10 protein-coding genes and 2 tRNA genes are annotated in these 11,540 nt (G+C 63.0%); 7 read left to right on the top strand and 5 right to left on the bottom strand.

The annotated features are described in order from the left end of the window. On the bottom strand, positions 1-296 hold a 296-nt coding region (locus ABWP84_RS16445), incomplete at its 3' end, for a hypothetical protein (protein WP_353213117.1). Between the two features lie 186 nt (positions 297-482). Between ABWP84_RS16445 and ABWP84_RS16440 the strand changes: the two genes are divergently transcribed. Then, positions 483-1,460, top strand: a complete 978-nt coding sequence (locus tag ABWP84_RS16440; RefSeq protein ID WP_353213116.1) for an AraC family transcriptional regulator — start codon at positions 483-485, stop codon at positions 1,458-1,460. Positions 1,461-1,642: 182 nt separating this feature from the next. Here ABWP84_RS16440 and ABWP84_RS16435 read toward each other — a convergent pair whose 3' ends face one another. Together ABWP84_RS16435 and ABWP84_RS16430 are read right to left on the bottom strand one after the other, a co-directional pair. Further along, a complete protein-coding gene (locus ABWP84_RS16435; RefSeq protein WP_353213115.1) occupies positions 1,643-1,885 on the bottom strand; it encodes a hypothetical protein in 243 nt (80 codons plus the stop codon). Between the two features lie 229 nt (positions 1,886-2,114). After that, positions 2,115-2,190: transfer RNA gene (locus ABWP84_RS16430), tRNA-Ala, on the bottom strand. A gap of 147 nt (positions 2,191-2,337) precedes the next feature. Between ABWP84_RS16430 and ABWP84_RS16425 the strand changes: the two genes are divergently transcribed. Next, positions 2,338-2,649: a YggT family protein gene (locus tag ABWP84_RS16425; protein ID WP_353213114.1), complete on the top strand. Its 312-nt coding sequence runs from the start codon at positions 2,338-2,340 to the stop codon at positions 2,647-2,649. Next, positions 2,649-3,485: a bifunctional methylenetetrahydrofolate dehydrogenase/methenyltetrahydrofolate cyclohydrolase FolD gene (gene folD / locus ABWP84_RS16420; protein ID WP_353213113.1), complete on the top strand. Its 837-nt coding sequence runs from the start codon at positions 2,649-2,651 to the stop codon at positions 3,483-3,485. The genes ABWP84_RS16425 and folD overlap by 1 nt, the downstream gene beginning before the upstream one ends. A 444-nt stretch (positions 3,486-3,929) precedes the next feature. Here the strand turns inward: folD and ABWP84_RS16415 are convergent, their stop codons facing one another. Next, positions 3,930-4,580 (bottom strand): ribonuclease H-like domain-containing protein, encoded by a 651-nt coding sequence (locus tag ABWP84_RS16415; protein WP_353213112.1) that lies wholly within the window; start codon positions 4,578-4,580, stop codon positions 3,930-3,932. 49 nt (positions 4,581-4,629) lie between these two features. After that, positions 4,630-4,713: transfer RNA gene (locus ABWP84_RS16410), tRNA-Leu, on the bottom strand. Between the two features lie 129 nt (positions 4,714-4,842). On the opposite strand from ABWP84_RS16410, the gene ABWP84_RS16405 reads away from it, so the two are divergent. The 4 genes from ABWP84_RS16405 to gltB all read left to right on the top strand — a co-directional run. Further along, positions 4,843-5,775 (top strand): complex I NDUFA9 subunit family protein, encoded by a 933-nt coding sequence (locus ABWP84_RS16405; protein ID WP_353213111.1) that lies wholly within the window; start codon positions 4,843-4,845, stop codon positions 5,773-5,775. 172 nt (positions 5,776-5,947) lie between these two features. Continuing rightward, positions 5,948-7,384 (top strand): NAD(P)-dependent oxidoreductase, encoded by a 1,437-nt coding sequence (locus tag ABWP84_RS16400; RefSeq protein WP_353213110.1) that lies wholly within the window; start codon positions 5,948-5,950, stop codon positions 7,382-7,384. Next, positions 7,384-8,445 (top strand): hypothetical protein, encoded by a 1,062-nt coding sequence (locus ABWP84_RS16395; RefSeq protein ID WP_353213109.1) that lies wholly within the window; start codon positions 7,384-7,386, stop codon positions 8,443-8,445. Before ABWP84_RS16400 ends, ABWP84_RS16395 begins: the two co-directional genes overlap by 1 nt. Further along, positions 8,442-11,540, top strand: a 3,099-nt coding sequence (gltB, locus tag ABWP84_RS16390; RefSeq protein WP_353213108.1) for a glutamate synthase large subunit, incomplete at its 3' end; no start/stop codon positions are given. The genes ABWP84_RS16395 and gltB, both read left to right, overlap by 4 nt.

Genomic DNA, 11,540 nt, shown 5'->3' with positions numbered 1-11,540 from the left:
TTGTGGGAGGCCGCATAAACCTCCTTGCGGGTCCTCTCATCCCATTCTTCGCCGACCCGGCGCTGCACCAGGATCAGTTCAGCCAGCAGGATGTCAGCACCCGGGATACCTCGCGCATAGGGCTCCATCCAACGTAACTCGCGCTCGAGAAAATGCCTGGCCGCCCGGCCAACGCCATCCCGGTTCATCCCCACGGCGCGGCGCAGCGCCTCCGCCTGCCATGCCCGCATGACAGAGAGGCTGCGGGGACAGTCACGCGCCTGGCTGCTATTCTCGGCCCCGCGCACCAGGCGCAACTCCGCCTCTAGCGGGCCGGCCTTGGTCGCATCTCCCCCAAGCGGGCTGTCAGAGCGGCGCTCAATTCCTGCTACTGCTGAATTGTGCTCTTCAGTTGCTCCAGCAACATATGCCCAGTTTCCACACCAAAACATTGAAAATTCGATAAAAAAACTTCATACCTCGCAAGAGAGGAATGAAGCGGCATGTCAGCAATCACCGGAACGCTTGAGAGCTTCAAGGTCGTCGACACGACTGATCCTGAGCATTTCTTCAACGCCGCGCTAAGCTTCCGGCCGCATCTGCGCGGCTTTTCCCCCATCGCCGCCGAGAATGGTTGGAGGGCAAGCTTGACCCTCATCAACTGTGGTGAAGTTAGAATTGTGACACAGGAATCGGAGGGATACAGCTTCAGCGCAACGGCAGGCAGAGCCTTCTTCGCCACAACGTTGCGCGGCAATGCGGAAATCACCCGCCGCAACCGAACCCAACACACCACTATCGGTGCAGTCGTGCCGCAATTCTGTGAGCATGCTTTGCTGCGGGTCAGCCCAGGCTACCAGGGCATCTCCCTGTCCTGCAGTGATGAGACGCTGGCAGGTGCCATCGTCGCATTCCTACCAGAGAATCCCGCAAGAGCGATCCGTGCCATCGAGACAGACCCCGGACGATATGATTTCTCCGCCTATCAGCGGAACATTCTAAATTTTCATGAATTACTTCGTACGAAGGAACACATGCTGCTGAATGAGGCGCGTTATCGGCGAGAGGCCGGCGATAAACTGCTTCTATTGCTGGCCCAGGCTCTGGCCGGCGGAATGAGTGATGGCCCAGCGCCGGGTGCGTGGCGCTATTTTGGGCGCGCAATCGATTTTATCGAGGCCTATTTGGCTGAGGAGATCCGTATCGCCACTATCGCCGATGCGGCAGGATGCAGCATCCGTCTGTTGCAGGACCTCTTCCGTGTGATCGAGGGCCGGACCATCACGCAATACATCACCGCCCGCCGCCTGGCCCATGCTCGTATGCTGCTGCTCGAGATCGATGGCAGCCATTCCGTCACAAGCGCGGCACTTGATAGCGGCTTTAGCCATTTCGGGCTTTTCGCGCGGCAATATCGCGCCGCATTCGCTGAATTGCCGTCTGCCACACTTCGCGCGGTGCGGGCGCCGAGGCGGAGGTGATTGTTGGCGTCAAGCTGCGGCCCGCCCCTGCTCCAAGACATCCACCCCCGCGCTCAGTTCCTTGATCGCCTCGATCATCAGGGCGAGCCACCGACACTCACTCTCCTGAAGAGCCATCAGCATCCGCGCCGCACCATCTGCTTCGGCCGCAGTCGCGCCCCCCCCCCCACCCCAGCACCGGCTCAATCGCAGGACCAGGAATTGCGGTCTGCCGCGCTTGTCGCAGATCCGAGGGTTGCCAAGCGGGCAGTCAGAGCGGCGATCAATTCCTGCTGCTGCTGGATCGCTCGGATCAAGGAGGGGACCGCCACGTCGGGTTTGATGTTCCAGGTGGCGTGGATGGTCACATGATGAGGGTCGCCATCCTGAGGATAGAGCAGCCTTTCGCGCGGGAACCCCAGGAACAGTTGCCAGCGCTTGCCCACCGCGAGGTTGACATGGCGATGGTGAGCACCTCTTTGCACTCGCACTCGCACTCGCACTCGCACTCGCAGGGGCCTAACCACGCCCGCATCGCCGGACACACGCGGTTCAGCAGTCGGAATATTATATTCGGGAGGTAGCAGCAATCTGCAGCCGTTTGGATAGAAGTTGGGTCCAAACCCTGCGGCCATCCAAACAATTTATGTATTTCAAGGGTCTAACTTGGGTAAATGGTGGAGCTGAGGGGAATCGAACCCCTGACCTCGTCATTGCGAACGACGCGCTCTACCAACTGAGCTACAGCCCCGCCTCGCACCACCCGGGATAGTCGCCCGAGGTAGCGCTGTTTGCCCTTGCCCGGCGTGCAAGTCAAGCCAAGGCGCCGCTTGTCGTTATGGCCATGCGACCCTAGTTTCCACCTGCCGCTCTCACAGCCACGGACACCGCTCATCACATGATCCTCGATGCTCTTTTCTTCCTGGTGCAGGCCGGGCTTCAATTGTTTTTCTGGGCGGTGATCATCGCCGCCATCATGTCGATGCTGATCGGCTTCAATGTGCTCGATACCCGCAACCGCATGGTCTGGACCCTGGCGGATTTCTTTGCCCGGGTGACCGAGCCGGCGATACGCCCTGTGCGCGAGCGCCTGCCCAATTTCGGCGGCATCGATATCTCGCCCATGGTGGTGCTGCTGCTGGTGCAGGCCTGCATGCTGCTGGTGGCAGCGATCCAGAACTATATGATTTTGGGCGGTGTTTACTTCTGATGGCGGCGCGCATCATTGACGGCAAGGCTGTTGCCGCGCAGTTGCGCGCGGGGCTTGCGGCAAGGGTGGCGGCGGCGGGCTATGCGCCGGGCCTGGTGGTCGTGCGGGTGGGTGAGGACCCGGCGAGCGGCGTTTATGTCCGCAACAAGGACCGCGCGGCGAAGGAGGCGGGCTTTGCCTCCCGCACCATCCACCTGCCCGAAGCCACGACCCAGGCCCAACTCCTGGCGCAGATTGCCGCCCTGAACGCTGATGCCGCGGTGGATGGCATTCTGGTGCAATTGCCGCTGCCCGACCATATCGACGCCCAAGCCGCGATCAATGCCGTAGCGCCGGAGAAGGATGTGGATGGCTTCCATCCCATCAATGCCGGCAGGCTGGCCTCGGGCCAGCCGGGGCTTGTGCCCTGCACGCCGCGTGGCGTGATGCATTTGTTGGCTGGCACTGAGTTGCGCGGTGCGCGCGCGGTGGTGCTCGGCCGCAGCCAGATTGTCGGCCGGCCAATGGCGCAATTGCTGCTGGGGGCGGATTGCACCGTCACCATCGCCCATTCCCGCACCCGGGATTTGGCCGCTGAATGCTCCCGCGCCGATATCGTGGTGGCCGCCGTGGGGCGGGCGGAGATGGTGCGCGCCGATTGGGTAAAGCCTGGCGCCACCATCATTGACGTGGGCATCAACCGCCTGGCCGATGGCCGGCTGGTGGGCGATGTGGCGTTTGACGAGGTGGCTGCGGTGGCCGGGGCAATTACCCCCGTGCCGGGCGGTGTGGGGCCAATGACCATCGCCTGCCTGCTGGAAAACACGCTGGATGCGGCAATGGCGCGGCGGGGCTGATACCCGTCTGGCTTATAGCTTTGTCTAGCCTTGCGACTGCGCCCGGTGGCTCGGGAAAAGCGGTAAAATAAAGATTATTGGGTTGCTTAAAACGAATGACGTACAATAACAAGATCGAGGGGCTTTCCCCCTCGAGCACCCCAGGAGGAAACTGAGTTTCCTCCACCTTCGATGAATTTCGTGGTTTTAGATTATCATTTGTTCAGGCGGGATTGTTTGAGGGAAGAATAATCTATTAAAAATTATAAATTCTCTGAAATTAGGCTTTAAGAACAAATTCTCCTATAAAATATATCAAAATTTCTGGAAAATTATCGACATGCATGTCGACCCTGGTGAGGGAGTGCAAGAGGGCAAAGCCTTTTCGCTTTTTTTCTTCGCCATAATTATCCTTCAGCAGCCTGCTATAGCCGATTCAACATCTCCACTTGTGGTGAAGCGGCTCTAGTGATGAAAAATATCAGGCTCGTCATAGCCCATCAGGTCCAGCCGGCCGCGGGCAGGGAGGAAGCGGAAGCAGGCCTCGGCCAGTTCCAGGCGCCCTTCGCGCTTGAGAAGCGCCTCCAGCCGGGCCCAGAGCGCATGCAGATGCAGCACATCCGAGGCAGCATAGGCCTGTTGCTCGGGGCTGAGTTCGGCCGCGCCCCAGTCTGAGGTTTGCTGCTGCTTGCTGATCTCCACGCCGAGGAGTTCCTTGCAGAGATCCTTCAGGCCATGACGATCGGTGAAGGTGCGCACCAGCTTGGCGGCGATTTTGGTGCATTTGACCGGTGCCACATCGATGCCCAGCGCATTGTGCAGCGCCGCCACGTCAAACCGGGCGAAGTGGAATAATTTGACGGTCGTGGCGTCGGTCAGCAGGGCGGAGAGGTTGGGGGCATCGAAGCCGCGCCCGCCCAGGCTGGTGGGGATGAACTGCACCAGGTGGGTCACGCCCGAGCCATCGGAGAGTTGTACCAGGCAAAGCCTGTCCCGCCGCGGGTCCAGCCCCATGGTTTCGGTATCGACGGCGATGACGGGCCCAAGCGCAAGCCCGGCCGGCAGATCATGCCGATGGAGATGGATGGTAACGCCGTTTTGGAAGATGGTGCTCATTCAGGCCTGCTAGGCGGCGCAGGGTGGAATGGCAAGCGGGCGGGAGAAATGCCCAGGAAAGGACTCGAACCTTCACAACCTTGCGATCGCTGGCACCTGAAGCCAGTGCGTCTACCAATTCCGCCACCTGGGCACGGTGGGTAGAGAGGCTGATTAGGGGTATGGTGGAGTGGCGTCAACCCACCTGCCGGCAGAACTTGGACTTGGCTGCGATGCGGTATGGCCATATGCAGGCGGGGCTGAATGTTCCGGGGGTTTTCGCGTGCAAAAAATCGCAACTGTCTTCGGCGGTGCCGGTTTTATCGGCCGCTATGTGGTGCAACGCCTGGCGCGGCAGGATTGGCAGATCCGCATCGCCACGCATGACCCGGCGGGGGCGCGGGTGGTGCAGACCTCCGGCCGGGTGGGCCAGATTGTGGCGCTGCGCGCCGATGTGACGGATGAGGTGGCCGCCGCCCGTGCGGTGGAGGGCGCCTCGCTGGTGATCAATCTGGTGGGTATTCTCGCCGAGAAGCGCCCCGGTGGCTTCCACGCCATCCAGGCCGAGGGGGCAGGGCGGGTGGCGCGGCTGGCGCATTCGGCGGGGGCTGAGCGGCTGGTGCATGTTTCCGCTATTGGCGCCGACCCTGGCAGCGCCAGCCTCTATGCCCGGAGCAAGGGCGAGGGTGAGGCCGCGGTCTTCGCTGCCTTCCCCCATGCGACGGTGCTGCGGCCGAGTATTATTTTTGGCGCCGAGGACAAATTCTTCAATATGTTCGCCGGGATGGCGCGGCTGCTGCCGGTTATGCCGGTGCTGTGCGGCGATACGCGGTTTCAGCCTGTCTGGGTGGGCGATGTGGCCGAGGCGGTGCTGGCGGCTGCCACGCGTGATGACGTGGCGGGCAAGGTTTTTGAACTCGGTGGCCCGCAGGCGCTGAGTTTTCGTGATATTTTGCGCTACATCCTGGAGGTGACCGGCCGCAAGCGCCCATTATTCGAGGTGCCGATGGGCCTGGCGCGGCTGCAGGCGGCGCTGGCTGAGCGGCTTCCTGGCAAGCCCTTCACCCAGGATCAATTGTTGCTTTTGCAAAAGGACAATGTGGTGGCGGCGGGGGCTCTGGGCTTGGCGGCGCTGGGGATTACCGCCCGGCCCATTGAGGCCGTGGTGCCGGCCTATCTGACGCGCTTCAAGGCGGGGGGCGGGCGGAGGGAGTAGGTCCAAATCGGACTTATAATACCTGCAGCCGAGGGTGGCTGGAATTTTGGGGCGGGGCAGGGGATCAATTAGGGCAGCTAATATGTCCTATGTGGTGAAATGGCTCTTTTCGTCTGCAAAACTTCCTGTTAAGGGCCCTTCATCACGCCCCCCCTCCTTGGGAATGCACGCCATGGCCGAAAAAATGCTGCAGTTTGTTCGTCTCGCGCAACAAACGCCCGATAAGCGCGAGGCCGCCGCCCGTCGGACGGATTTCAACGAGATCTATTCCCGTTTCGAGCCCGCCCGCGCCGCCGAACAGGCCAGCCGCTGCAGCCAATGCGGCGTGCCCTTCTGCCAGGTGCATTGCCCACTCAACAACAATATCCCCGATTGGCTGAAGCTGACCGCTGAAGGTCGGATGGAGGAGGCTTATGAAGTGGCCTCCGCCACCAACACCTTTCCCGAAATCTGCGGCCGGGTTTGCCCGCAGGATCGGCTCTGCGAGGGCAATTGCGTCATCGAGAAGGGGTTTGACAGCGTCACCATCGGCTCGGTGGAGAAGCATATTGTCGAGACCGCTTTTGAGAATGGCTGGGTGAAGCCGCCCACGCCGCGGGTGGAGTTGGCGCAGAGCGTGGCCATTATCGGCGCCGGCCCCGCCGGGCTTGCCGCGGCCGAGCGGCTGCGGGTGCGCGGCTATCAGGTGCATGTCTATGATCGCTATGACCGCGTGGGCGGGCTGATGATCTATGGCATCCCCAATTTCAAGCTGGAGAAGGACGTCGTGCTTCGCCGCTGGAAGCAGTATGAGGCCGGCGGCATCCAGTTCCATCTCAATATGGAGATCGGCCGGGACATCACGCTCGCGCATCTGCGCGAGAAGCATGATGCCGTGTTCATCGCAACCGGGGTGTATAAGGCGCGTGATATCGCCATTCCCGGCTCGGAGTTGCCCGGCGTTGTGGCCGCGCTTGATTACCTCACCGCGTCGAACCGCGACAATCTGGGCGACAGGGTGCCGGCCTTTGAGGATGGCAGCCTCAATGCGCGGGGCAAGCATGTCGTGGTGATCGGCGGTGGCGATACCGCGATGGATTGCGTGCGCACCGCGGTGCGCCAGGGTGCTGCCTCGGTGGCCTGCCTCTATCGGCGTGACCGGGCGAATATGCCCGGCTCCATGCGCGAGGTGAATAATGCCGAAGAGGAGGGCGTGCGCTTCGTCTGGCTCAGCGCGCCTGAGAGTTTTGAAGGGGCGGGCAAGGTGGCCGGGGTTCGCGCCACGCGCATGCATCTGGGCCTGCCCGACGCCACGGGGCGGCAGCAGGTGGAGCCCATTGCCGGTTCCAGCTTCATCCAGAAGGCGGATCTCGCCATCAAGGCGCTGGGCTTTGACCCCGAGGACCTGCCCCGCGCCTTTGGTGAGGAGGCGTTGGCCGTCTCCCGCTGGGGCACGCTGAAGGTGGACCACAAGACGATGATGACGGCGATGGAGGGCGTCTTTGCCGGCGGCGACATTGTGCGTGGCGCCTCGCTGGTGGTCTGGGGTATTCGCGACGGGCGCGATGCGGCGGAGCAGATGCATCTTTATATTCAACACAAGGCCGCGATGGCCCTGGCGGCGGAGTGATGCCTGTCGTCGCGCGACGGCTGGCGCTGGGCCTGGGCCTGCACGCCGCCGGCGTCGCGCGGGCGTATTCCACGGAGGCGGATCGGATGCGGGCCGCCGAGGCCCTGGTCGCGGCGATCGACGCGCTGGCCGACCCCGACGATGTGCAACTCGCCTACAACATGATGTCGGTCATGGGCGACCGCTGGCCGCGCATCCCCGCCTCCGCCGCGCTGCCCCTGGTCACCGGGCGGTTCGTCGGCGCCTTTCGGGCGGAACGGCGCAAGCGGCTGCCTGACATCATCCGTCTATGGGCGGACCGGCTTTCGGCCGAGGATTTGTGGGCGGAGCGCGACCATGTCCAGCGCCCCGCCGCCCGGGCCGCCGACCAGGCCGATTGGGTGGCCGACCGGGACGTCCAGAATGGCTGGCTCTACCCGCGTGTCAAAACAATCTCCGCGGCGCGGCGCGAGGAATTGCTGGCGCGCCAGATCCAACCCCTCGCCGAGTCCAGCTGGGCGCGGGAGCGCATTCGTGGACGCCTCGTGCCGACGCCGGAAGCGCTGTCGGCAGCCCTTTCGCTCGTCGAGCGCAAATATGTCTGGCCCATCTACGAGGGTAGGGTGCTCCTGGCGGCGGTGTCGATGCATCAAGCCCTTGATCGCACGCTCTCCTGGGAGCGGCAGGAAGAGATCATGAACGAGATCATCCTGCCCGATATCGCGGCTGCGTGGCCGCAGGCGCTGGAGCTTCTGGCACTGAATTGGGCGGAACACTTGACGCTCGACCAATTGATCACTGAGCGCGACTACGAGGCCAGCCCCTTGGCGGCCCGGGTCGCGCCGGTCCGGGCCGAGGCCGCCCGGGCGACCCGGGCCATGGGGGAGGCTGCCTTCGATCAGGTTCTCCTGCGTTACCGGCGCGAACTCGAAGCGCTGGATGCCAGGGCGCGGGCCAATGCCCCGCGGGCTCAGCGCGAGACTTTCGGCATGATACAGGACGAAAACGGCCGTCGCATCGTCGCCATTCCGATCCCCGGTGCCGCCCCATCCCCCAATTCTAGCCCGCAGAGGTTGCCATGACCCATGAATCCGGCGCCGAATTCGCCGCCAACTACACCACCAACCTCGCCACCCTGGCCGATGCGCATATTGATACGACCGAGCATGATGCCTGCGGCGTGGGCCTCGTCGCCGCTCTCAATGGCCGGGCGTCGCGCCAGGTGGTTCAGGCCGGTATTGATGCGCTCAAGGCCGTCTGGCACCGCGGTGCCGTCGATGCCGATGGCAAGACGGGCGATGGCGCGGGCATCCATGTTGAAATCCCGCAGGATTTCTTCGCCGAGGCGGTGCGCAATGGCGGCGACAAGCTCAAGCCCGGCCGCATCGCGGTGGGCATGGTCTTTCTGCCCAAGACCGATTTTGGCGCGCAGGAGCGTTGCCGGCAGATTTGCGAGACGGAAATTCTTGCCGCGGGCTACGCGATTTATGGCTGGCGCCAGGTGCCGATCAACGCCTCGGTGATCGGCGAAAAGGCCAATGCGACGCGGCCCGAGATCGAGCAGATTCTGATCTGGGACCCCGAGGGGCGCGGTGACGCGACCTATGAGCGCGATCTTTACGTCATCCGCCGGCGGATCGAGAAGCAGGCCATCGCGGCGCAGATTCCTGAGCTGTATCTCTGCTCGCTCTCCTGCCGCTCGCTCATCTATAAGGGCATGTTCCTGGCTGAGGATCTGTCGGAGTTCTATCCGGACCTGACGGATGCGCGCTTCGTCTCGCGCTTTGCGATTTATCACCAGCGCTATTCGACCAACACCTTCCCCACCTGGCGCCTGGCGCAGCCCTTCCGGATGATCGCGCATAATGGCGAGATCAACACGCTGCACGGCAATGTGAACTGGATGAAGAGCCATGAGACCCGGCTCTCCCACCCATCGCTCGACGCTTATATGGCCGATGTGAAGCCGGTCATTCAGGCCGGCAATTCCGACACCGCCTGCCTCGACAATGTGTTCGAGCTTTTGGTGCGCGGCGGGCGTGATGCGGCGATGGCCAAGGCGATGCTGATGCCGGAATCGCTGGGCAACAACGCCACCATGTCGCCGGCGCATCACGACCTCTTCCTCTATTGCAATGCGGTGATGGAGCCCTGGGACGGGCCGGCAGCGCTCTGCGCCACCGATGGCACCTGGGTGATCGGCGGCATGGATCGCAATGGGCTGCGCCCGATGCGCTATTCCGTCACCACCGATGGGCTGCTGATTGTGGGCAGCGAAACCGGCATGGTGAAGCTGGCCGAGCAGGATATTACCGCCAAGGGGCGCGTCGGCCCCGGCCAATGCATCGGCGTCAATCTGGACACCGGGAAGATGTATCTCGATGCCGCGCTGAAGGATGAACTGTCCTCGCGCAAGCCTTTTGGCAAATGGGTTGAGCGCACCACGCGCATTGATGAGATTGTCCGGCACGATCAGGCGGAGCCCACGCTGTATTCCGGCGAGGGGCTGCGGCGGCGGCAACTCGCCATCGGCACCACGATGGAGGAGCTGGAGACCATTCTCCACCCCATGGTGGAGGATAGCGCCGAGGCGGTGGGCAGCATGGGCGATGACACGCCAATTGCCGTGCTGAGCCAGCATTACCGTGGCCTGCACCATTACTTCCGGCAGATGTTCAGTCAGGTGACCAACCCGCCCATCGACAGCCTGCGTGAGACGCGGGTGATGACGCTGCGCACCCGCCTGGGCAATCTGGGCAATATTCTCGACGAGAACCCCGAGCAATGCGACATGCTGATGCTGGACAGCCCGGTGCTGAGCACCGCGCAGTTCAATGCCATGCGCGGCTATATGGGTGCCAGCGCCTGCGAGGTGGATTGCACTTTCCCCGTCGCCGAGGGCGAGCAGGGTTTGCGCCGCGCCATTGAGCGCATTCGCCGCGAGGCGGAGGAAGGGGTGCGCTCCGGCTCTGTCCATGTGATTTTGACCGATGAAAACCAGGGGGCCGAGCGCGCGGCCATTCCGATGATTTTGGCCGTGGGCGGGGTGCATACCCACCTCGTCAAGACCTCGCTTCGTACCTTCACCAGCCTCAATGCCCGGGTGGCGGAATGCCTCGATGTGCATTGCTTCGCCGTGCTGATCGGCGCGGGTGCCACCACGGTCAACGCCTATATGGCGCAGGAGAGCATTGCCGACCGCCATCGCCGTGGCCTGTTTGGCGCGCTGACGCTGACCGAGGCGGTGGCGAAGTACAAGAAGGCGGTGGATAAGGGCTTGCTGAAGGTGATGTCCAAGATGGGCATCTCGGTCATCTCCTCTTATCGCGGCGGGATGAATTTCGAGGCGATTGGCCTCTCCCGCGCGCTGGTCAATGAGTTCTTCCCCGGCGTGCCGTCCCGCATTTCGGGCATTGGCCTCTCGGGCATTGCCAGGCGCATTGTCGAGTTGCATGGCCGTGCTTGGGATGCTGATGCGGTGGCGCTGCCGGTGGGTGGCCTGCACAAGCTGCGCCGCCGTGGTGAGGCGCATGCCTTTGATGGCCCGCTGATCCACACGCTGCAGGAGGCCGTGGCCACCGACAGCTACCAGATGTTCAAGCGCTATTCCGATGGTGTGCGCCGCGGCCCGCCGGTTGCGCTGCGCGACCTGCTGGATTTTCGCGCCGAGGGCCTCAGGCCCATCGCGCTGGAGGAGGTGGAGAGCATCACCGAAATCCGCAAGCGGCTGCTGGCGCCCGGCATTTCGTTGGGCGCGCTCTCGCCCGAGGCGCATGAGACGCTCTCCATCGCGATGAACCGCATTGGCGCGCGCAGCGACAGTGGCGAGGGCGGTGAGGACCCGGCGCGGGCAAAACCCCGGGCCAATGGCGACAATGCCAATTCCGCCATCAAGCAGATCGCTTCGGGCCGGTTTGGTGTCACCGCTGAATACCTGAACAATTGCCGTGAGATCGAGATCAAGGTCGCGCAGGGTGCGAAGCCTGGCGAGGGCGGCCAATTGCCCGGCTTCAAGGTGACGGGGCTGATCGCCAAGCTGCGCCACTCCACCCCGGGTGTCACGCTGATCAGCCCGCCGCCGCATCACGATATTTATTCGATCGAGGATCTGGCGCAGCTCATTTATGACCTCAAGCAGATCAACCCTGACGCGATGGTGTGTGTGAAGCTGGTGTCG

The organism is Rhodovarius sp. (assembly GCF_040399605.1).
GTDB lineage: Bacteria > Pseudomonadota > Alphaproteobacteria > Acetobacterales > Acetobacteraceae > Rhodovarius > Rhodovarius crocodyli_A.
Note: the sequence above shows the minus strand (reverse complement) of the source record. Positions and strands in the feature narration are given on the sequence as shown.